Genomic DNA, 19,969 nt, shown 5'->3' with positions numbered 1-19,969 from the left:
GGGATTTTTACAGCAGGGAGAATCCATTGGATAGCCTGGATCTCTTGAGAACCTTCAGCGAAGTCGCAGGCTCCGGCAGCTTCTCCCGCGCCGCGAGTCAGCTGAAGCTGTCCAGAGGAACCGTCAGCAAGTACATCGCGACGCTGGAAAGTCGCTTCGGTGTCCGTTTGCTGAACCGCACCAGCCACGCTGTAAGTCTGACGGACGCCGGCGTATTGCTGCTCGAAAGAAGCAAACCAATGCTGGAACTGGTGGAGGAAACTCAAACGGAACTCCAGAATCGAGCGTTGACTCCCCGCGGACGTCTGCGCATTTCCGCGCCGCATGGCATAGACCAGACGCAGCTTCCAGCGCTGATCAATACCTTCCTGGGCCACTACCCGGAAGTCAGCATCCACCTGGTCCTCACCAACCGGATCGTAGATCTGGCGGAGGAAGGCATTGACATCGCGCTGCGGTTTGCGCCGACGGCCAACGAGAATCTTATTGTTCGAAGATTGATTGCGATGGAGTTGAGCGTTTGTGCAGCGCCGATGTATTGGGCAGCGCACGGCATGCCGGCTCATCCCAATGATCTCGCCAGCCACAACGCGCTTGTCAGCACCCATCTGAACCCTCAACCGAAGTGGCGTTTCGAAGTAGACGGTGCTCCATTGGAAGTTCCGGTGGGCGGACGCCTGGACGCAACGGAGGCGGCGCCGCTGATTCAGGCCGCGCTATTGGGAGCAGGGGTTCTCTACTTGCCCACGGCCATGCTGGCGCCCTACATCGAGAGCGGGCGGCTGGTGCCGGCGTTGTCGAAGTTCGTTCGCAGCGACATGTGGTTGTCGGCTGTTTACTTGCAGAGGCGACACAGTACGGCTGTACAGCGTGCCTTCCTGAACTTTCTTGAGGACCGGATAAAACCTCTCAAGCCTGCCCGCAGTGCTTGAGCGAGAACGTTCGACTTGCGCGACCTACTGCGCGATGAGGGATGAGGTTTCTTCTTTGAAGACGCGGCGTTGCCGCGTGACCGTATTCAGACGGCAATAAAGCACAGGAAAATTTCGTTCTCCGGACGACAACTTTCAGATCGATGAAAGTTTGATCCGAGAAAGTATCAGTCGAAAATTTTCAAGGACCGACATGAAGAAGATTCAAATTGCTCAGGGCGCTATTTTTGCGCTTCTTTTTGCTTCAACTGCCCAAGCAGAGGTTTACGACGGCGTGCTCCAAAGCTCCGGCGTTCGCTCTCGGGCGGACGTCGACGCAGAGGCCGCAACCGTCGCAAAAAAAGAAGACCCTTACCGGGAGTCCGCATCGAGCGGAGTCGTTGCTCCACTCGGGTATTCGAAGTCCCGGGATACCGTCAACGCTGAAGCAGTGAAAGAGGCGCATTCGGCAAATCAGAATCTCACCGGAAAGGCCTACTACAGAGACGCTATTCCCTCCCAGTACCTGAATCAGCCACAGCAGGTTAACGCCGCGAAGTAGAAGCCCCGGACCCGTCGATACCAGAAGTCGATGTGCAGGGCGTTCATCTTGAGTGGTACAGGGTGGGTGGAGTTGATGCCATCGGCAAAGGTCGAGAAAGCAGGTTCTTTTGCTACAGGCCGCGTTCGACCATGTCGGGCAATTGCTGCTCCAGTGCGGAGATTGCTGTGGCATGCATCCCGCGCAATGGCCCATCGGTGAGGAGCAGCGCCAGCCCGTGCACCGCGCTCCAGACGAGGTATTCGGCATCGGTGCGGCGCACTGGCTCGAGCGCTCCAGGTTCCACGAGTCGCTCAATGGCCTTTACCAGCAGCTGAAACGAGTCCGGTCCACCCGCATAGTGAAAGCCGTGCGGAATACGCCAAGCTCGGCCTGAGCACAGCGCAGATACGCCGCAACTGGCACTGATTCGCCTCCCGCACCCGCTTGGGAATTTCGAAGGGGAGCTCGCGACAGACGGTTTCGTTTGCGGAAACCCGGCGTGTCCCGATCGCATGACTGCCGGCGTCGAAGTTGGCGCAAGACTTGAGCTGCAGGTTCTCGCGATGAGGCCCGCAGGCGTCTTGCCCAAACCTTTTCTCTGGAGTTTCAATGAATCTCGCCAAAGCCGTGACGATTGCTTCCATCCCTGTCCTGACCTTGCCGCTCTCTTCTGGCGCTCACGCAGAAGCGTACGACGGTGTTCACGGTGCCCTTTCCACCAGGACACGCGAAGAGGTGAATGTCGAAGCCATGCGCACCGCTGCGGCACCAGACCAGAACGTGGTTCGCGGGTCTCGCGGCCCCGAGACCATAGCGGTTTCGAAGGAGCGCTCCCTCGTCGAAGCCGAGGCCATCCGCGCTGCCTGGGCGCCCGACCAGAATGTAGGCTCTGGTTCCCGTGTGAACAGCAAGGTCATCTCGACGATGCCGCACCCGGCCGACCGGCGCACCAAGGCCGATTGAGTAGAAGGGGCCAATCTGTCGCCTGCTCTGGCTCCGACAGGATTCCTCGGTAGCCAATGACCGCCGTTCCCGACCTTGCCGCATGGCAGCCGAGCTGGTGCACGTCGGGCCCTATTCCTGCTCAATGCCGCGGCGTCCTCAAGAGTCCAGGAATCTCTGTGCATCCAAGGCGGCCATGCAGCCGCTTCCCGCACTGGTGACCGCCTGCCGATAGACGTGGTCCTGAACGTCCCCTGCCGCGAACACACCGGGGACACTGGTCATGGTGGCATACCCATCAAGGCCAGACCGCGTCCTGATGTAGCCATCCGCCATTGACAGCTGCCCTTCGAAAAGAATCGTATTGGGTTGATGCCCTATCGCAATGAAACAGCCATTTACCTCCAGCTCACTGCATGCCCCCACCCGGTCGTGAAGCCGTACACCCTTGACGCCTGCTTCGTCACCCAGCACCTCTTCGACCACGCAGCTCAGCTTCAGCTCGATCTTGCCCTCTTCGATCTTCTTGTGCAGCCGGTCCAGGAGAATCGGCTCGGCCCGGAACTTCTCGCGCCTGTGAATCAAGGTGACCTTCCTCGCGATGTTAGACATGTAGAGGGCCTCTTCCACTGCGCTGTTTCCACCGCCCACAACACAGACATCCTGATCCACGTAGAAGAATCCGTCGCAGGTCGCGCACCCTGAGACACCCCGGCCGCGAAACGCTTCCTCCGAGGGAAGCCCCAAGTACTTGGCCGACGCGCCGGTGGCGATGATCAGGGCATCGCAAGAGTAGGAGTCGCTGTCTCCCTTGAGGACGAATGGTCGACTTTGCAGATTCACATCGCGGACGTGGTCGACCACCACGCGTGTATTGAAGCGCTCCGCGTGTTGCAAAAACCGATCCATCAGCTGCGCCCCCATGACGCCTTGGACATCGGCCGGCCAGTTTTCCACGTCGGTGGTCGTCGTAAGCTGGCCGCCCTGTACATTGCCGGTGATGAGCATGGGGGCAAGATTTGCTCGCGCTGCGTAGATGGCGGCGGTGCAACCGGCAGGGCCTGAACCCAGAATGATCAGTTTGGAATGCTTGAGCATGAGGAAGTCACAAATGAAGGCCTCACTCTAGGGGGCACATCGCAGCAACGCTATTCAATGTGCAGACAGGACCTTCGCTCAAGTCGATGGCGCGTCCGAGACGGGACGGATGCCAACCCACCTCCGATCCTCTAATGCCTCGCGAATCAAGTTGTCCAATAAATCGTAGACGGCGGTAGCGTCGATCCGAGCGGGAGGTGCTCTGAGGTGCACAACACCACGTTTCTCGAAATGTCCAGCGAATTGATCACCGGCGAGCGGTCGGTCCGGCTCTTGAGGTGCTTCTGCAGTGCGGACGCGGGGAGAATCGTGTGGGCGTTGCCGGTTTCTACGGCGTCGACCAAGGTTCGGAGGGAGTCGACTTCCGCAAGCGGCTCGATGTTGATTCCATGCGCGGCCAGCCCGGCTTGCACGATTCGTCTCATGCCCGTCTGGCGGCTCGAAAGAAACAGCGGCAACGTCGCAACCTCGGCGATCGACATCCCTTCATGGCGCGGCCGGATTCCCGACTCGGCGGGAGACACGAGATAGATCATCTCGTTGAACAAAGGCTGCTCCACGATGCCGGGCGATGGCTCGAATTGGTAGGTGACGGTCATGTCGAGCCGTCCCTGCAGGACCATCTCTTTCAACAGGTAGCTCATGCCCTCGGCCAGATGGAGCCTGACCTGCGGCAGCCGCGCCCGCGCCGCCACCAGGAGGTCGATCGCAAGGAGGTCTTGCACGACCACCGGCAAGCCCAGCGAAGCGGGGCCGCCCACCTCGGCGGCCGAGCGTTCCACATCCTGCGCGGCACGCTCCACCTGCCGCAGTATGGCGACCGCGTGCTTGTAGAGTGTCTTGCCGGCCTCTGTCGGAGTCACACCTGTCGAGCGGCGGGTCAACAGCTTTTGATGAAGGCGGGTTTCCAGGCTCGAGATCTGCAAGCTCAGGGCCGACTGAGCAACACTGAGTTCCACCGACGCTCGCGACATGCTGCGTTGCTCGACGATCTTGACGAAATATTTCAGCTGGCGAAGGTCCATATAGCACTCATTGGCTCGGAAGACGCGGCGCGCCATCTTCGGTTTCGATGCCCGAATCTTTCGATTGAATAGCGGGCCTCCTTGGGATCGGGATACTTCCTTTGGTACCCATCACTACTACAAGGCTCCTCCATGAGACAAGCTCCCGTGATTCGCCGACGTACGCTGCTAGGCGCTGCAACTGCAGCCTTGGGATTGTGCGTCCTGCCCGCTTTCTCGCAAAGCGTGAAGCCTTTGCGCCTCGTCGTCCCCTTTCCGCCTGGTGGCGCCGTTGACGTAACTGCCAGGCTGCTGGCCGAGAAGCTGCCAGCAGCGCTGCAAGGCAGGGCTGTGATTGTCGACAACCGTCCAGGTGCGGGCGGCAACATCGCGTCGGCTTTTGTGGCGAAGGCCGAGCCCGATGGCGCTACCCTGCTGCTAACCGCGAACAATCACACAATCAATCTGGCCATGTACCAAAGGCCGGGATATGCCCTCAGCGACTTTGAGCCAATCGCGCAGATCGGCGTCTCGGGGTTCGTCATCGTTGCGCATCCTTCGACCAAGTTCAGGACATTGGCCGACTTGCTGGATGCGGCACGTGCGAAGCCGGGCTCAATCTCGTTTGGCACAGGCGGCAATGGCCATCCAGCGCATCTCGCGGCCGAACTGCTGAAGGATCGTGCCAAGATCTCCATGCAGCACATTCCATACAAGGGCTCTGGGCCGCTCGCGTCTGATCTGGTGGGCGGCCAAGTACCGGTCGGCTTCCTTTCCACCTTGGCGGCTCAACCCTTCGTAGTCAGCGGACAACTCATCGGATTGGCGGTGACTACCAAGGAACGCTGGCCCGATTTGCCGACAGTTCCGACAGTAGAGGAATCTGGCTTGCCGGGCTACGAGTATATTGGCTGGATCGGATTGCTTGGTAGAGTCGGGATGCCGGAAGCCGAGATCGCGGCTCTTGAAAAACAATTGCTCGCGATGAACATGACCGAGGAAGCGCGCGCGAGACTGTACAAGCAAGGCATCATCGCGGCGCCGAAGGGACGAGTGGCATTCAAGGCGGCGATTGCTCATGACGCCGTCGTGAATCGAGATCTCGTCAAAGCTATCGGCTTGCAGCTGGATTGACCCACGGTTCCAAGGCGAATGGCGGCGCTGAACATTCGCCGAGTGGGTTGCTGAACCGACCCGCATCGTCGCGCCATTGTTTGCGGCCATGAACTGAAAGATTCGAGCCATTCGCAAGACGTTGCTCGCAGTCCTCGTCAACTTGAACTGTTGGTCCACACGCTGGAGCCCACGGTAGAGCCTCTGGCGGACGCGGCCGACCGTTTTGCCTCAGCCGAAGTGCTCTTCAATGTGCTTGCGATTTTGTCTGCGCTTACCGCGCAGCCAGGGTGTCGAGTCGTCCTCGCGTCAACCGCACTGCCACCCCAGCGCGTCGCGTGTCTGGCCGCGTGTGGTGTGACGCACCGCTCGCGGCACACCTGCATGAAGTCGCGCGTGTCACATGGCGCTCAGCTCTTTTCGAAATGTGGACGCGCGTGCTCTACGGTCTCGGGTGCCTCCCGTGTCCATACCCGGGCGTTGAGTTCACGGGTGCCTGCATCCGGCGGACAGCGATCTCCAATTGGGATAGCGGATTCAGAAAACGGTATCGGTTTTCCGCGTTATCCCAGTGCCTGTGGTTTGAACTAAGGGTGAAGATGGATCTATCGCAGATCAGACACCCGGAGAGATAGGAAGAGCATGAACATTGTCATCACCGGCGGCGCGGGCTTTTTAGGGGCGCGCCTCGCACGAACATTATTGCGAGCAGGTACCTTCGCCCTTGCCGGGGCCCCCACGTGCCCCATTCGTCAAATTGTGTTGATGGACCAAGTGGCCCCACCCGCTGATCTCACCGCCGATGTGCGCGTCGCTACGGTTGTCGGCGACCTCGTCGAGCAACTTGCCCAACCGGAGGTCCGGGCATGGGGCGAGGCAGATGCCATCTTTCATCTCGCGGCTGCGGTGAGTGGCGAGTGCGAGCAAGATTTTGACCTCGGGATGCGTAGCAACTTCGCGGCCACGCACGCACTCCTCGAGCGCGTACGCGCATCGGAGACAAGGCCCGTGCTGGTTTTCTCGAGTTCACTGGCGGTGTTCGGCCATTCTCCCGAGCAGCCATTGCCGACGATGATTGACGACACGACCACACCGACTCCGCAAACAAGCTACGGTATCCAGAAATACATTGGCGAACAACTCGTGGCCGATTACACGCGCAAGGGTTTCGTACGCGGTCGCAGTGTCCGGGTCATGACGGTGAGCGTACGGCCGGGAAAGCCCAACGGTGCGGCATCCGGGTTCTTCAGCGGCATGATCCGCGAACCGTTGGCGGGCATTTCCGCGGCTTGTCCGGTGCCTGACGAGACGCCCGTGGCAATCGCCTCACCGTCGCGAACCATTGAAGGCATCCTTCAGGCTGCGCTGGCCAGCGACTCCGATTGGGGGCCACGCACTGCGCTGAACCTTCCTTCCCTTGCAACGACGGTTGGGGAAATGGCAGTCGCTCTTGGAAGAATTGCGGGATCCGCAGCAACTGACCTGCTCGACCGCACGCCTGACGCTGCGATTCGGCGCATCGTCAAGACGTGGCCGGGCCGATTCAAGACCACACGCGCAAACGCTTTGGGGCTGAGGGCGGACGAGAGCTTCGATGCTGTCATCCGCGACTACATCCTGGAGAATCCGGACGCAGTGAAGCTTCAAGTCTCGACATAGCCGAAACGGCCCCGTGGGCGGCGACGCCGCTTCAGTCGGGCGGCGGTGCGATTGCCTTCACACCTCGCCATTCGTTGCTTCGAATGTGCTGAAGTATCACGTGCTCCATCATCGACAGTACGCGTTCCGTCGACTTTGTGCGTGGTAGCGCGGGTTGTGCGCAAAGCAATGCTGTCCGCCGCACCGAGGGATTGACAATCTCGACTGCTGTAAGTAGTCCTTGCTCGACCTCCGCGCTGATCGCTCCCCATCCCAAGACGGTCGGCGCGATGCCGGCAGCGGCGGCCTGCTTCTGCAGCGCGATTGAATTCAGCTCAGCACAGGGCGGGCAGAGAGATAGCCCCAACTTTGCGAGTGAACGTTCCAGATACGTGCGCACGCCCTTTCCCGCAGTCGCCGTGAGCAGCGGGATGTCCGCGAGCTCGGCCAGGTCGATTGATTCGCGCCCGGCAATTTTTGAACCTCGATGAACCACGAGGAAAAGGCACTCCTCAAAAAGAGGCGTGGTGGCCAATCCTTCCATGCTGGTGTCGTCGAAGATGATGCCGGCGTTGAGTCTGCCCGTGTGCATCCAGCTGAAAACAGTGTCTGCAGTTTCCTCATGAACTTGCAGCCTTATCCGCGGGTAGCGCGCGCGCACGGCAGAAACGATCGGAAGCGCGAGGCTCGTCGTGAGGCTGAGCGGCATCCCGATGGAGACAACACCCGTCAACTCGAAAGACGACTCCTTGACCCGCGCTTTGGTGTCATCGGCACATTGCAGGAGCTCCTGCGCATGGCGGTAAAGGCGTGAGCCTTCTTCTGTCGGCTTGACTCCTCGACCCGTGCGATCCAGCAGAGCCACGGCCAGCTCTTCTTCCAGCGACGCAATGTGATTGCTAAGCGCTGACTGGGCGACGCCCACGACGATCGCTGCCTTGGAAAGGCTTCCCATCTCCACGATCCGCACAAAGTAGCGCAGTTGCTTCAGCTCCAAGACGCTCTCCTCAACACTTGAACAGCTGCGCTGCAGGCCGGTGGCCCAGAAGCGCCGGGCGCTTTGAGACTCAACCGCCTGCGCACCGAGGGCAAGGCGCTGGCCTCATCCAAATTTTAGGACACCAAGCACGAGGGTGCCGTATAGCGAGGAGCACTCATGGCGGTGGTCGACGGATCTACATCTATTCGGCAGGAGGAGTATCTGGGATGGGGATAGCGACATATGAAAACAGTATCGGTTTGCCGCGTTAACCCGATGCCGTCGAGGCTGGCTCAAAACTATCGTGGCTGCCAGTTCTTGAATCGGTAGAAGCTCTTGTACAACTCCACGCAATACCACGAATTTCCTGACTTCCAACTCGCCTCGGGCCGGACACTGCCAGCGAGAATTGCGTACGTCACGCTTGGCGAGTTGAACGACCAGCGTGACAATGTTGTGCTGGTCGCGCACGGCTTTACCAGCAGCCATCGCTTCATCCTGCCGGACTCTGTCGCAGCCGAAGGATCTTGGGCTGAATTGATCGGCCCGGGAAAGGCCATCGACACGAATCGGTACTTCGTGGTCTCCTCGAACGCACTGGGATCCAGCTACGGCACCACCGGCGCCGCCGACATCGATGTCGCGACGGGCGGGCGCTTCGGATGCGACTTCCCGGAGATCGGGTTCTCGGACATTGCCGCGCTTCAGCACGCATTGTTGCAATCGATGGGTGTCACCCGGCTGCGGGCTGTTGTGGGTGTATCGATGGGCGGCTTTCAGGCCTGGCAGTGGGCAGTGCAATACCCGGATGTCGTCGAGCGGGTGGGGGTGATCTTGTCTGCGTTCTGTACCGCCCGGGGCGCGGCGGCGCTCGAGGCCACGCTGGCGACCGACGGTGCGTGGAACGGCGGCCACCCCGCGGCAGGGGCGATGGCGCCGCTGCTGGCGCGAATCCGTGCGGACACGCTGCGACGCTACGGTATGGGCGCCTGGCTCGAGAAGAACGGGATGACCGACAGCGAGATCGACGCGCAGTTGCAAGCGCAGGCCCGCGCATGGGCCTGCGAGTTCGATCCGTGCGCATTGCTTGTGCTCAGGCGGGCGATGGACGCATTTGACGTGCGTCCTTGCCTCAACCGCATTCAGGCTTCCGTGCTACTGGTTCTGAGCACCACCGATGTGCTCTTTCCCGCCAGTTCCGGGCCCGAGATGGTGGCGCAGTTGCAGGCAAGCAATGTCCGGGCGAAGTTCCATGTCCTGGACAGCGCTTACGGCCACCTCGCCAGCGGTCTCGACTGGCAGAAGTGGCGCGGTGTGCTCAAAGACTTCATTGACGGCTCAGAGTCCCGGGCCGATCTGCAGTAACGATCTTTTCAAGAGAAAGCCCATCATGAATCCTTTTTTGCGTTCGATCGTCGTCGCCGTCCTCGCGTGCGCCTCCCTCGCGGCGTCAGCCGAGAAGTATCCCTCGCGACCGGTGACCCTGATCAGTCCCATTGCCGCAGGTGCCGGGGTCGACGTCGCCGCCCGAGCCTGGATGAATTGCGTTTCGGATCCGAAGCGCGCCGGTGAGCAGTTTGTATTGCTGAACAAGCCTGGTGGAAACGGGGTAGTCGCCGCCAACGTCTTCCGACACGCTCCTGCCGACGGCTACACCATCATGCTCGCCGGGATGTCTCAGACGACCATCACCCCATACACGTACAAGAAAATGCCGTACGACCCTGAACAGGAGTTCGAAGGTGCCGCCATGTTCGGGGTCACCGATCTCGTACTGGTGGCAACTCCGGAATCGGGGATCAAGAGCGTGGCAGATCTGAGGGCCTACGCACAATCCCGCAGCAACATCGACTTCATCATTCCCGCGCGAGCCTCGCCCGCGCATCTGCTGAGCGAGGCCCTTGCAGCCAAGTTGGGCATCAAGTCCACCATGGTGCCGGTGGTCGGCGAGGCTGCGGGCATTGCGTATTTGCTCGGACAACAGGCTCCCGTGATGATCCTCTTGACGGGGTCGGCCGCCTCTTATGTCGAGTCGGGCAAACTCGTCCCGATCATGTCGTTCTCCGAGGCGAGGCTGGCGAAGTTTCCCAATACTCCGTCTGCTGTTGAGGCATTGGCCGACCCCTCGTTTGTCAAGAGCGCCTGGATTGGAATCACGACCAAGGCTGGCTCCCCTCCAGAAATACATAGTGCATTGGCCAAGTGGACGGAGGAATGCCTGAAGACACCGGAATTCCGCACCAACTTGGAGAAAGCGTATTTCACGCCGAAGTACAGCTCGCCTACGGAGTACACAAAGACGGTTCGAAGCGACATCGAATTCTGGAAGAGTTGGATTCTGCGGGCTGGTGTCAGTCTCGACTGAGAGGACGGTTTGCCTGCAGCTGGCAGTCGTCGATGCCTGCTCGATGATTCGGAACCTGACGTTGACGATCCGCGAGTCACAGGCGTGCCACTGCGGCGATCCAGGGTCAAGCGCGGCCATGGGTGTTCTATGGCTCAAGCAGAACAGCGACCAATTGGGCACCATCTCTTTGCTGCCAACAGCCACCCGGTGCCTTGAACGCACTCATCGCTCTGCGCGCCGATTCCGTTATTGCTTGCACTTTTGCATCCGCGACGGGGGCCGCCTGAGGAGGGTCAAGCGCCCTGGGCTGAGATGTTGCCGCTCGCGGTTTACCTGACATCTGTCGTGAGAAGTTTCACATGATCACGCTCTACCATTGCATGAGTGCCCGCTCGTTCCGTCCGCTCTGGATGTTGGAAGAATTGGGCTTGCCATACGAGTTGAAAATGTTGCCGTTCCCGCCGCGCGTGATGGCGCGGTCGTACTTGAAGATGAATCCCTTGGGAACAGTTCCCCTTCTGGTCGATGGCACTACGCGGATGACAGAATCGGCAGCCATCTGCCAGTACCTTTGTGCGTCGAGCGCGCCGAATACCCTGCAGGTACTTTCAGACGCGCACGACTTTGGCGCTTTTTTGAACTTTCTTCACTTCGGTGAAGCAACGCTCACGTTTCCCCAGACTTTGGTTCTGCGTTACGCGCGGTTCGAACCAGAGCATCGGCGCCAGCCGGGTGTGGCGGACGACTATGCAAAGTGGTTCCTCGCGAGACTGCGAATTCTCGAGTCCCACCTGTCGTCGCATGAATTTCTCTGCGCAGACCGATTTACCGCTGCTGATGTGTCGGTCGGGTATGCGTTGATGCTGGGCGATTACCTCGACCTTTCCGAGAGCTTCACATCATCGGTGACTGCCTATTGGAAGCGACTCCAGCAGCGCACTGCTTACCAGCATGCAATGGTCGTACAAGAGGAGGCTGCCGCTTCGCAAGGAATTTCTACAGTTCCCTCGCCCCTCTTGGCAACTGAGGCCGCGCAAGCCATCGCCCAGGGCCACGCTCGATGATTTCAACAAGGCTGGTTCCTGAGCTGGGTGATGGACTTGCCCCGTTTCAACGGACGGTTATTCGCTTGATTCTCAAGCCTGATTTGTCAGCCCCGCAGGGTTGTGCACGGCGTCGGTCGGCGCTTGCGACGAACCGAGCGACGCGGTGTGCTCGATCAGGCCGGTCCCTCGGCAGGGATCACTGGCGCCGATGTTGGGGGTGTCGGCGATGAAGGCAGCGACAGCGCAACAAACGCTGGCACTGATTCTTGCAACAACGTTCCGATAGTCTTGGAAGCGCCCGCGCCGCAACTTTGCACCAGGCTGCGCGCACGCGGCCACAACTTTTGCCTTGAATTCAGCGCTGTGCCTGCGCCGCGAATTGGGGTTCACGTCCATAAACGTCCAGTTAGAAGTTAACTGGACAGCATCGCTTGGCCACCGGTTCCACCCAAGGTGAGGCGGCTGGCTGCTTACCATGGAAATTCGCGCCGGCACCAAACGGCTGTTGGCAAACGTGCTGAGGGTTTTCGGCGCCGCGCAGCCGTGTTACGGGCATCTGGTATGCCAGCGCACGGCATACACGCATCAAGCTGACGGTGCACGACGGCCCCGCTCAAGGCCGTGAAGGTGGAGCGTTCGCTGACTGTGATGTGCCGGTTTGCCCGAACTACGCAGACACGGTCATCATCCAGGAGCTCTGATCCTGCGTCCGCTTGCTCGAGCCTCACCTGGGCCGCTCTCATTACCCACGGTCGGCAATGAGAATGGCAGCAGTCTATTGTGATTATTCCCAAAGCCCTCTGGGCAGGGGAAGCCCGTCGAGAACGTCACTCGTCAGGCGCCTGCCCAGAGCAATGCCGTCCGACTCCGCCCACGAAATAATCTGACGGGTGTGTTGCGCCGAATGCCAAACCGACCGCTCGAGGAATACGTGGATCGGATGAACGCCGTAAAACATCTTCAGTTCTCGGGTGCAACTGCGATCGTCAAGTTCGCGCCACCAGTCAGCCAGTTCCTTCTTCTGCCTTTCGGCGTACGCAAGAATTGCCGGGAGGTCGGTACCAGGTGGCGCGCTTTCCGTCGTCACCACCGACCAGTCCTCAATGCCGTTAACCACAGTCTGCAAGAAAGCATCCGGTACCTGAAAGATGTGGTTCGCGATGTCCCGGATGGAGCGTGGCCGGGCGGCCGGCCTCTCGTCCAAGCGTGACTCGGGCACACGAGCGATGGTGTCCGTTGCAATGTCCAGGATCGACATCCACCGGTCGACGAGTTCCGCAGGCGGCAAGCGTTCCGCCCTGTGTCCCACGCCGACAAACTTTGCGACGTCGTCAAGCGACTGGGCAAACACATAATCTTTGCCGCGCACGACGACGGGGATTGTTCGAACACCCAATGTCGCGAGAAACTTCATTGCTGCGGGATCTGCGGCCACATTCACCGAGGTGTAGCTGACTTCCTTGTCCGCAAGGAACTCCTTGACCCTGACGCAGCTAGAGCATCCAGGGGCCCAGAAAACCTTGACTTCTTCCATGATCGACTCCGTTCGTTTGTGAATGGCAAACTTTAGAACGGCAGTGACGCAGTCGCTATTCAACTTCGATAAGGCCGCTTCAGTTAAGACGATCCCATCGCAGTGCGATAGGCAACGACCGCGAGCGAGCCGGTGCCGTAAACAGTGAACCACCGATCCGAAAGCGTGAGCTCACCAACGGCGGAAGATCAGCAGCGCCTCATGGTTGAAGACCGCCAGCGGCGCAACCGACAGTTCCACCCGGTGATCGGGGGTAGACGGCATCATCAGCATGCCAATCTACAAAGCGGGCATGGTGAAGAGTGCTTCGATCTCCTGGGTCGCCGCGGCGACGGCCGCCTGCAGGCTCTTCAAGTGGCTGGGCGATGAGTACCGCGTGCAGGTGCCTGACAGCGAGAGTGCTCCCAACAACCTGTTGCGCGTGTCGAAGACGGGCGATGCAACGGCTGCGAGTTCCGGATCTCGCTCGCCCAGGCTTGTCTGCAACACGTCCGGGGAACCAGTGGGCCTGCCAGTTTCGAACTGGCGCATGACCCGACCACTGGCGCCTCGTTCCGTCGACAGGGTGTCGCCGACCTTCAGAACGTGGCTGACGGCCTGATTGCCGAAGGCGACTGCAACGCACAAACGCAGGTCGCCGTGAGGCACGAAAAAACTCGCGGTCTCTCCGGTGTTTGCCGCCAGGCGATTCAGGGTCGGCTGGACCACGGCCGCGATGCCTTGTGTCGCGTTGCCAGTGCGCTCGAGCACCGCGATGGCCGGTCCCAGCCGATAGCGCTCCTCGCCATCCTTCAACACGAATGAGTACTGCGCCAGCGAGCGCAGCAGGCGGGATGCGGTGGCCTTGTCCAGACCCGTAGCACGGGCCACCTCGCTGAGCTTCTGGCCCTTGTCATAGCGCAATGCCATCAACAGGCGAAGCCCTCGCTCCAGCGCATTGACGCGGAGCGCGGATGTCCCTGCCGGGGAGTCTTCTTTTGACATACAGCCCTTTCAACGTTAAAGTTGTTTCACTAAGCGATCATATAGGATCATCAGATGAAACACAATACCGAGAACGACAACGCCCGACTGCCGCTGGCCGGGCTGAAAGTCCTGGACTTCGGCCACACAGTCATGGCTCCCACATGCGGCCTGATCCTGGCGGATCTTGGCGCGGAGGTCGTGCGCATCGAGCGTGTGGAAGGCGATCCGACGCGCAGTCTCAAGGGCTTCGGGTCGGGCTTCTTCGGCTATCTCAACCGCAACAAGGAAAGCGTTGCGATCGATCTCAAGAATCCGCTCTCGCGGCCCGCGCTCGAGCGCGCCTTGCGGTGGGCGGACGTCGTCATCGAGAACTTCGGACCCGAAGTGATGGAACGCCTGGGCTACGGGTATGCGCAAGCGAGCGCCATCAATCCGCGGCTTGTCTACTGTTCTCTCAAGGGCTTTCTTCCGGGCCCGTACCAGGCAAGGCCTGCGCTGGACGAAGTTGTGCAGATGATGGGCGGGCTGGCCTACATGACGGGCCCGGCCGGCCAGCCGATCCGCGCGGGAGCCTCCATCGTGGACATGACCGGAGGCATGTTCGGGGTCATCGGTATCACTGCGGCCTTGCGTGCCCGCGAAACAACCGGCCGGGGAGCGTTCATCACGAGCGCTCTGTATGAGACCACCGCGTTTCTGGTGGGGCAGCACATGGCCATGGCGCAGTTCGGCGACACGCCGGTCGTACCCATGCCGGCGAGGACGCAGGCCTGGTGCCTCTACGACCTCTGCCAATGCGGCGACGGCCAGATGTTCATCGGCATCACCAGTGACGCGCAGTGGAAGCGGTTCTGCATCGCATTCGGGCTCGAGGAGCTTCTGGACGATCCACGCCTGGCGGACAACACGAGCAGGACCCGCGAGCGGCCCTGGCTCCTTCCTCGCCTTAACGAAACGTTCGTAAAGCTCTCGATGGCAACCCTGGAGGCCCTTTGCAAGAAAGCCGAGATTCCTTTCGGACCGGTCCGAACTCCCTTGGACCTGCTTGACGATGAGCATCTGCGCGCCAATGGTTCTCTTCTGGAGGTGACGGTCGGCGACCGGAGCGCCAGCTTACCGGCGATGCCCTTCCGCATTGATGGCCACTCCCCGGCGGTTCGGCTGCAGCCGCAAGACGTGGGTGCGCAGACGGCCAAATACCTTCGCGCCTGGGGCCTCACCGAGGCGGAGGCGAATGACTTGTTCAGCCGGAACGCCGTTGCCGGAGCTCGTTAGCAGACAAGGTCGATCCAGTTCCCCCCACAGCAAAAAAGGAGACAACACCATGAGCCCACTGAACCGCCGCAGTTTTCTTGCAACTTCCGCGCTCCTGTGCATTCCACAGCTTGGTTTCGCAACCGAGACCTACCCGAGCAAACCCATCCGCTTGACCACGCCAAACTCTGCCGGCTCCGGAGCGGATGGAATGGCGCGGCGACTTGGGGACCACTTGGGCAGGGCGCTGAAACAACCCGTGTTCGTCGAGAACCTTCCTGGAGCCGGAGGTTTGATGGGCAGCGAAAACTTGCTGCGCTCGGCGCCCGATGGCAGCACCATCGGCCTGATCAGCTCCAACTACGTCGTGTTTCCTCATCTGTACAGGAAGTTCGCTTTCGACGCTGTGAAGGACATGACGCCCGTCGCGGGTGTTGCCTCCACGCCCATGGTGCTGGTCGCGCGAGCGGACCTCCCGGCGAGCAACGTGAGCGAACTCAAGGCTTTGGCCTTGAAGAGTCCGGGCAAGCTGACATTGGGATCTTCGGGCAACGGCACGATCCTGCATTTGATGGGCATGTACATGCAGGAAAAGGGGCAGTTCACACTCACCCACGTGCCGTACAAGGGCGTGGCCCCCGTCATCCCCGACCTGGTCAGCGGCACCATTGACGTCGCGTTCTTCTCTTATGCCAGTGTCGAGGGACTCGTGAAGCAGGGCCGGCTCAAGCTTCTCGGGGTCTCGAGCGCGAAGCGCTCGCCCGCCATGCCCGAGGTGAAGACCCTTGACGAGGTCTTTCCGGGCTGCATTCTTGAAGCCTGGTATGCCGTCATCGGCCCCAAGGGCATGCCACCGGAGATCACTCAGAAGCTCAATGAGAGCATTACCGCCATCGTGCAGTCCGACTCCTTCAAGGGCCAGATCGCAGGGGAAGGAGCGGTGCCGATGCCAATGGCGCCCGACGTGCTGCTGGCGTTCATGAAGAGCGAATACACCAAGCATGGCGCGCTGGTGTCGCGCTCCGGTGCGATCATCCAGTGAGAGGCGCCGCCATGACCGCCGGCACCCTCTTCGAGAAGCTGTGGGATCAGCATCGCATCGCCGACCTGCCCGGCGGCGAAACCTTGATCCACATCGATCGCCATCTGCTTTACGAGATCACGAGCCCTCAAGCCTTTGACGGCTTGCAGCAGGCGGGCCGGCGTGTGGGGAACCCGGAACTGACTTTCGGGACTACAGACCACCTTGTTTCGACGCGGCGCAATCGCGGCGACGAGACTGTGGAAGGAGGGGCGTTGCTGATTCGCGCGTTTCGCTCCAGTACGCGCGCCCACGGGATCCGGCACTTCGATGTGCAAGATGCCCAACAAGGGATCGCCCATGTCATCGCGCCGGAACTCGGCATCGTCTTGCCGGGCATGACGGTGGTGTGCGGTGACAGCCACACGGGCACCGTCGGCGCGCTGGGTGCCTGGGCCTGGGGCATCGGTACATCCGCCGTGGAGCAGGTACTCGCGACCCAGACTCTGGCTGTGCGCAAGCCGAAGACGATGCGTATCGTGGTCGATGGCGAGTTGGGTACCGGCGTGACCCCAAAAGACCTCATCCTTTACCTGATCGGAGAAATCGGCACGGCAGGCGCGACCGGCTATGCCCTTGAACTTGCGGGGCGAGCGATCTCCGCCATGCAAATGGAGGGACGCTTCACCCTGTGCAACATGGGCGTGGAAGCTGGCGCTCGCACGACATTCATCGCGCCCGACGACATTGCGTTCAACTACATCCGGGGACGCGAGTACGCCCCCCAGGGCGAAGCTTTCGATCGTGCGGTATCGGCCTGGCGAATGTTGAGCACCGATGACGACGCGGTGTTCGACAGGGAAATTCGACTCGATGCGGGCGCTGCCGCTCCTCAGATCACTTGGGGCACCAGCCCGGAGCAGGTCATGGCCATCGATGCGATCGTGCCCGATCCTTCACGGTTCGCGCAGGTCGAGCAACGCAGCGCCGCCGAGCGCGCACTCTCCTACATGGGGCTGCAGGCAGGCGCATCCCTGCTCGGACTGAAAGTCGACGCCGTTTTCATCGGCTCTTGCACGAACAGCCGGCTGTCGGACCTGGTGGCAGCGGCTGAAATCGTACGTGGGCACAAGGTGGCCGATCATGTGAGGGCATTGGTGGTGCCGGGCTCCATGACGGTCAAGCGCCAAGCAGAGGCGCACGGCCTGCACCGCGTCTTTTTGGACGCCGGTTTCGAGTGGCGAGAGCCGGGATGCTCGATGTGTGCCGCAGTCAACGATGACTTCGTTCCACCTGGTGCACGTTGCGTCTCCACCTCGAACCGCAACTTCGAAGGGCGCCAGGGGCCGCGCGCGCGCACCCACCTGGGAAGCCCTGCCACGGCGGCTGCTGCAGCGATCGCCGGCGTGATCACCGACGCTCGACGCACGGGAGGCCGGTCATGAATCCATTTACCCAATGGCAAGGCATCGCCGCGCCGATGCCCAAGGCCAACGTGGACACCGACGCGATCATCGCGGTTCAGCATGTCTACACGCTGAAGAAATCGGGCTTGGGCGACTACCTGTTTCATCGGTGGCGGTTTGCGCCGGACGGATCGGAGATACAAGACTTCGTGCTGAATCGCGCACCGTTCCGAAGGGCGTCGATTCTTGTCGCCCGATCGAATTTCGGGTGCGGAAGCTCGCGCGAACATGCGGTCTGGGCGCTGGCCGACTTCGGCATCCGCTGCATCGTCGCGCCGAGCTTCGCCTCGATCTTTCATGAGAACTGCATTCGAAATGGCGTCCTTCCCGTGAGATTGGACGAGGAGGTCGTCGACCGTCTTCTGAACATGCTCGAGCGCGATGAAAACAAGGAAGTGGCAGTGGATCTCCAGGCATCCAGGATCATCCTGCCCGACGGATCCGTGAATGCTTTCGTGCTTGACGAGGCTCAACGCGAGATCCTGCTCAAGGGGCTGGATTCCATCACCGTCGCGGAGCGGCACAAGGACGACATCGCGGCCTTCCAGCAGAGGGACCGTCAGGTGCGTCCGTGGATCTGGCGCTCGAACAGCTGACTCGTCGAAAGAAACCATGCATATCACCATCACTGAAGTCGGACCGCGTGACGGCCTGCAAAGCGAGAAGACCTTCATTCCTACCGCCAGGAAAGTGCAGATCATCGATGCGATCTTCGCATCGGGCATACGCTCTGTTGAGGCGACCTCGTTCGTCTCCCCTTCCGCGGTTCCGCAGATGTCGGATGCCGCGGAAGTGTTGAGGCAGATCCAGAGGCCGGAGCGTTCCGTGGTGAGCGTGCTCGCACCCAACGTCAGGGGCGCACACGGCGCCATCCGCGCTGGCGCCGACGAACTGGTCGCGTTCGTATCAGCCAGCGAGACGCACAATAGAAAGAACCTCAACCGCAGCGTTGCCGAGTCCCTTGCCAACATCGAAGAGGTCGCCGAACTGGCAACTCAGGAAGGCGTCAAGTTGCGCGCTGCCATAGCCACTGCTTTCGGCTGCCCATTTGAAGGGAACATCACTGTCGATTCTGTCGTTCGCGTCGCCCGGGCGTTCGTTCGTGCGGGGGTAAGGCATCTGACCTTGGCAGACACGACGGGAATGGCCACGCCCAGCATCGTGCGGGCCGTATGCGAAAGCGTGCGTGACGCGGTTCCTGACGTGAGAATCTCCCTCCACTTCCACAACACGCGGGGCCTCGGCCTGCTGAATGTCGCCGCCGGCATTGAACTGCAGATTCAAGAATACGAATCGTCGATCGCAGGCGTCGGCGGGTGCCCGTTTGCACCGGGCGCCACAGGGAATGTTTGCACGGAAGACCTTGTGCATTACCTGCACGAGGAAGGCCACAGCACGGGTATCGACCTCGATTCGCTCGTGCACGCGGCATGGTTGATGGAGGAAGTGCTGGGTCGTGCCTTGCCAGGCCAGGTGATGCGCGCGGGCAAGAGGCTGCGGCGTCATGACGCCCGTCAATCACCCGATGCCAAAGCTCGGTGATCCGATGCACGGTTTTCCCCTTTCATCATGGTCGCCAAAGCAGGGCAGCGAAATGAATATCAACGGCAAGGTTTTTATCGTGACCGGTGGCGCTTCGGGCCTCGGCGAAGGCACGGCGCGGATGCTGGCGGCCAACGGCGGCAAGGTGGTCATCGCCGACATGCAGGCTGACAAGGGCGAAGCCGTTGCCAAGGACATCGGCGGCGTGTTCGTCAAGTGCGACGTGAGCCAGGAAGCCGACGGCCAGGCCGTGGTGGCCGCCGCCCTCAAGCTGGGCAAGCTGGTCGCCTGGTCAACTGCGCCGGCATTGCCCCGGCCGAGAAGACCGTGGGTAAGAACGGGCCGCACGCGCTGGCCGTGTTCAGCAAGACCGTCACGGTCAACCTGATCGGCAGCTTCAACATGATCCGCCTGGCGGCCGACGCCATGGGCAAGAACGAGCCCGAAGCCACGGGCGAGCGCGGCGTGCTGATTTCGACCGCCTCGGTCGCGGCCTACGACGGCCAGATCGGTCAGGCCGCCTATGCCGCCTCGAAGGGCGGCGTGGTCGGCATGACGCTGCCG

General features: G+C 60.9%; 20 protein-coding genes and 2 pseudogenes. 14 read left to right on the top strand and 8 right to left on the bottom strand.

What is annotated here, in order from left to right; translation table 11 throughout:
* Positions 1 to 26: 26 nt before the first annotated feature.
* Both BMG07_RS08220 and BMG07_RS08215 read left to right on the top strand, forming a co-directional pair.
* The gene (locus BMG07_RS08220) at positions 27 to 932 is read left to right on the top strand and encodes a LysR family transcriptional regulator (RefSeq protein WP_198084132.1); all 906 of its coding nucleotides are present in this window, start codon (positions 27 to 29) and stop codon (positions 930 to 932) included.
* Between the two features lie 193 nt (positions 933 to 1,125).
* Positions 1,126 to 1,473, top strand: a complete 348-nt coding sequence (locus BMG07_RS08215; RefSeq protein ID WP_198084131.1) for a hypothetical protein — start codon at positions 1,126 to 1,128, stop codon at positions 1,471 to 1,473.
* Between the two features lie 112 nt (positions 1,474 to 1,585).
* On the opposite strand, the gene BMG07_RS08210 is transcribed toward BMG07_RS08215, so the two are convergent.
* Complete coding sequence (locus tag BMG07_RS08210; protein WP_198084130.1) at positions 1,586 to 1,735, bottom strand: hypothetical protein; 150 nt, start codon at positions 1,733 to 1,735, stop codon at positions 1,586 to 1,588.
* Between the two features lie 329 nt (positions 1,736 to 2,064).
* Here BMG07_RS08210 and BMG07_RS08205 point away from each other — a divergent pair, with 329 nt between their 5' ends.
* A complete protein-coding gene (locus BMG07_RS08205; protein WP_198084129.1) occupies positions 2,065 to 2,418 on the top strand; it encodes a DUF4148 domain-containing protein in 354 nt (117 codons plus the stop codon).
* Positions 2,419 to 2,556: 138 nt separating this feature from the next.
* Here the strand turns inward: BMG07_RS08205 and trxB are convergent, their stop codons facing one another.
* Both trxB and BMG07_RS08195 read right to left on the bottom strand, forming a co-directional pair.
* On the bottom strand, positions 2,557 to 3,495 hold the full coding sequence (gene trxB, locus BMG07_RS08200) for a thioredoxin-disulfide reductase (protein WP_198084128.1): 939 nt from the start codon (positions 3,493 to 3,495) through the stop codon (positions 2,557 to 2,559).
* Between the two features lie 146 nt (positions 3,496 to 3,641).
* Positions 3,642 to 4,520, bottom strand: coding sequence for a LysR substrate-binding domain-containing protein (locus BMG07_RS08195; protein WP_198084127.1), 879 nt, complete (start codon positions 4,518 to 4,520; stop codon positions 3,642 to 3,644).
* Positions 4,521 to 4,652: 132 nt separating this feature from the next.
* On the opposite strand from BMG07_RS08195, the gene BMG07_RS08190 reads away from it, so the two are divergent.
* Positions 4,653 to 5,633: a tripartite tricarboxylate transporter substrate binding protein gene (locus tag BMG07_RS08190; protein WP_198084126.1), complete on the top strand. Its 981-nt coding sequence runs from the start codon at positions 4,653 to 4,655 to the stop codon at positions 5,631 to 5,633.
* Positions 5,634 to 5,732: 99 nt separating this feature from the next.
* On the opposite strand, the pseudogene BMG07_RS41755 reads toward BMG07_RS08190, so the two are convergent.
* Positions 5,733 to 6,013: pseudogene (locus BMG07_RS41755) on the bottom strand (transposase); the annotation flags it as partial.
* A 241-nt stretch (positions 6,014 to 6,254) separates the two neighbouring features.
* Here BMG07_RS41755 and denD point away from each other — a divergent pair.
* Positions 6,255 to 7,271 (top strand): D-erythronate dehydrogenase, encoded by a 1,017-nt coding sequence (gene denD, locus BMG07_RS08185; RefSeq protein ID WP_198084125.1) that lies wholly within the window; start codon positions 6,255 to 6,257, stop codon positions 7,269 to 7,271.
* Positions 7,272 to 7,302: 31 nt separating this feature from the next.
* Here denD and BMG07_RS08180 read toward each other — a convergent pair whose 3' ends face one another.
* On the bottom strand, positions 7,303 to 8,247 hold the full coding sequence (locus tag BMG07_RS08180) for a LysR family transcriptional regulator (RefSeq protein WP_198084124.1): 945 nt from the start codon (positions 8,245 to 8,247) through the stop codon (positions 7,303 to 7,305).
* A 318-nt stretch (positions 8,248 to 8,565) separates the two neighbouring features.
* Here BMG07_RS08180 and BMG07_RS08175 point away from each other — a divergent pair, with 318 nt between their 5' ends.
* From BMG07_RS08175 to BMG07_RS08165, 3 genes are all read left to right on the top strand, one after another.
* Complete coding sequence (locus BMG07_RS08175) at positions 8,566 to 9,594, top strand: alpha/beta fold hydrolase (protein WP_198084123.1); 1,029 nt, start codon at positions 8,566 to 8,568, stop codon at positions 9,592 to 9,594.
* A 25-nt stretch (positions 9,595 to 9,619) separates the two neighbouring features.
* Entirely contained in the window at positions 9,620 to 10,594 is a 975-nt protein-coding gene (locus BMG07_RS08170; RefSeq protein WP_198084122.1) for a tripartite tricarboxylate transporter substrate binding protein, read from the top strand.
* 341 nt (positions 10,595 to 10,935) lie between these two features.
* Complete coding sequence (locus BMG07_RS08165; RefSeq protein ID WP_198084121.1) at positions 10,936 to 11,640, top strand: glutathione S-transferase family protein; 705 nt, start codon at positions 10,936 to 10,938, stop codon at positions 11,638 to 11,640.
* Between the two features lie 72 nt (positions 11,641 to 11,712).
* On the opposite strand, the gene BMG07_RS08160 is transcribed toward BMG07_RS08165, so the two are convergent.
* From BMG07_RS08160 to BMG07_RS08150, 3 genes are all read right to left on the bottom strand, one after another.
* Positions 11,713 to 12,018 (bottom strand): hypothetical protein, encoded by a 306-nt coding sequence (locus BMG07_RS08160; protein ID WP_198084120.1) that lies wholly within the window; start codon positions 12,016 to 12,018, stop codon positions 11,713 to 11,715.
* A 388-nt stretch (positions 12,019 to 12,406) separates the two neighbouring features.
* Positions 12,407 to 13,156 (bottom strand): glutaredoxin domain-containing protein, encoded by a 750-nt coding sequence (locus BMG07_RS08155; protein WP_198084119.1) that lies wholly within the window; start codon positions 13,154 to 13,156, stop codon positions 12,407 to 12,409.
* 279 nt (positions 13,157 to 13,435) lie between these two features.
* Complete coding sequence (locus BMG07_RS08150) at positions 13,436 to 14,140, bottom strand: IclR family transcriptional regulator (protein WP_198084118.1); 705 nt, start codon at positions 14,138 to 14,140, stop codon at positions 13,436 to 13,438.
* Positions 14,141 to 14,194: 54 nt separating this feature from the next.
* Here BMG07_RS08150 and BMG07_RS08145 point away from each other — a divergent pair, with 54 nt between their 5' ends.
* From BMG07_RS08145 to BMG07_RS08120, 6 genes and pseudogenes are all read left to right on the top strand, one after another.
* Positions 14,195 to 15,397 (top strand): CaiB/BaiF CoA-transferase family protein, encoded by a 1,203-nt coding sequence (locus tag BMG07_RS08145; protein ID WP_198084117.1) that lies wholly within the window; start codon positions 14,195 to 14,197, stop codon positions 15,395 to 15,397.
* 49 nt (positions 15,398 to 15,446) lie between these two features.
* The gene (locus tag BMG07_RS08140) at positions 15,447 to 16,418 is read left to right on the top strand and encodes a tripartite tricarboxylate transporter substrate binding protein (protein WP_198084116.1); all 972 of its coding nucleotides are present in this window, start codon (positions 15,447 to 15,449) and stop codon (positions 16,416 to 16,418) included.
* Between the two features lie 11 nt (positions 16,419 to 16,429).
* Complete coding sequence (leuC, locus tag BMG07_RS08135; protein ID WP_198084115.1) at positions 16,430 to 17,842, top strand: 3-isopropylmalate dehydratase large subunit; 1,413 nt, start codon at positions 16,430 to 16,432, stop codon at positions 17,840 to 17,842.
* Positions 17,839 to 18,459 carry a 3-isopropylmalate dehydratase small subunit gene (gene leuD, locus BMG07_RS08130; protein ID WP_198084114.1) on the top strand — a complete coding sequence of 207 codons (621 nt, stop codon included), beginning with the start codon at positions 17,839 to 17,841 and terminating at the stop codon, positions 18,457 to 18,459. Before leuC ends, leuD begins: the two co-directional genes overlap by 4 nt.
* 16 nt (positions 18,460 to 18,475) lie before the next feature.
* Positions 18,476 to 19,405 carry a hydroxymethylglutaryl-CoA lyase gene (locus BMG07_RS08125; protein WP_198084113.1) on the top strand — a complete coding sequence of 310 codons (930 nt, stop codon included), beginning with the start codon at positions 18,476 to 18,478 and terminating at the stop codon, positions 19,403 to 19,405.
* Positions 19,406 to 19,457: 52 nt separating this feature from the next.
* A pseudogene (locus tag BMG07_RS08120) lies at positions 19,458 to 19,969 on the top strand (SDR family NAD(P)-dependent oxidoreductase); the annotation flags it as partial.

Source organism: Variovorax sp. E3 (assembly GCF_016082275.1).
Classification (GTDB): domain Bacteria; phylum Pseudomonadota; class Gammaproteobacteria; order Burkholderiales; family Burkholderiaceae_C; genus Variovorax.
Note: the sequence above shows the minus strand (reverse complement) of the source record. Positions and strands in the feature narration are given on the sequence as shown.

What these genes read in the sequence shown, in the direction of transcription:
- BMG07_RS08215 (WP_198084131.1), top strand. Translation starts at nt 1,126, where the DNA reads ATGAAGAAGATTCAAATTGCTCAGGGCGCTATTTTTGCGCTTCTTTTT.
- BMG07_RS08205 (WP_198084129.1), top strand. Translation starts at nt 2,065, where the DNA reads ATGAATCTCGCCAAAGCCGTGACGATTGCTTCCATCCCTGTCCTGACC.
- trxB (WP_198084128.1), bottom strand. Translation starts at nt 3,495, where the DNA reads ATGCTCAAGCATTCCAAACTGATCATTCTGGGTTCAGGCCCTGCCGGT.
- BMG07_RS08195 (WP_198084127.1), bottom strand. Translation starts at nt 4,520, where the DNA reads ATGGACCTTCGCCAGCTGAAATATTTCGTCAAGATCGTCGAGCAACGC.
- BMG07_RS08190 (WP_198084126.1), top strand. Translation starts at nt 4,653, where the DNA reads ATGAGACAAGCTCCCGTGATTCGCCGACGTACGCTGCTAGGCGCTGCA.
- denD (WP_198084125.1), top strand. Translation starts at nt 6,255, where the DNA reads ATGAACATTGTCATCACCGGCGGCGCGGGCTTTTTAGGGGCGCGCCTC.
- BMG07_RS08170 (WP_198084122.1), top strand. Translation starts at nt 9,620, where the DNA reads ATGAATCCTTTTTTGCGTTCGATCGTCGTCGCCGTCCTCGCGTGCGCC.
- BMG07_RS08165 (WP_198084121.1), top strand. Translation starts at nt 10,936, where the DNA reads ATGATCACGCTCTACCATTGCATGAGTGCCCGCTCGTTCCGTCCGCTC.
- BMG07_RS08160 (WP_198084120.1), bottom strand. Translation starts at nt 12,018, where the DNA reads ATGGACGTGAACCCCAATTCGCGGCGCAGGCACAGCGCTGAATTCAAG.
- BMG07_RS08155 (WP_198084119.1), bottom strand. Translation starts at nt 13,156, where the DNA reads ATGGAAGAAGTCAAGGTTTTCTGGGCCCCTGGATGCTCTAGCTGCGTC.
- BMG07_RS08150 (WP_198084118.1), bottom strand. Translation starts at nt 14,140, where the DNA reads ATGTCAAAAGAAGACTCCCCGGCAGGGACATCCGCGCTCCGCGTCAAT.
- BMG07_RS08145 (WP_198084117.1), top strand. Translation starts at nt 14,195, where the DNA reads ATGAAACACAATACCGAGAACGACAACGCCCGACTGCCGCTGGCCGGG.
- BMG07_RS08140 (WP_198084116.1), top strand. Translation starts at nt 15,447, where the DNA reads ATGAGCCCACTGAACCGCCGCAGTTTTCTTGCAACTTCCGCGCTCCTG.
- leuC (WP_198084115.1), top strand. Translation starts at nt 16,430, where the DNA reads ATGACCGCCGGCACCCTCTTCGAGAAGCTGTGGGATCAGCATCGCATC.
- leuD (WP_198084114.1), top strand. Translation starts at nt 17,839, where the DNA reads ATGAATCCATTTACCCAATGGCAAGGCATCGCCGCGCCGATGCCCAAG.
- BMG07_RS08125 (WP_198084113.1), top strand. Translation starts at nt 18,476, where the DNA reads ATGCATATCACCATCACTGAAGTCGGACCGCGTGACGGCCTGCAAAGC.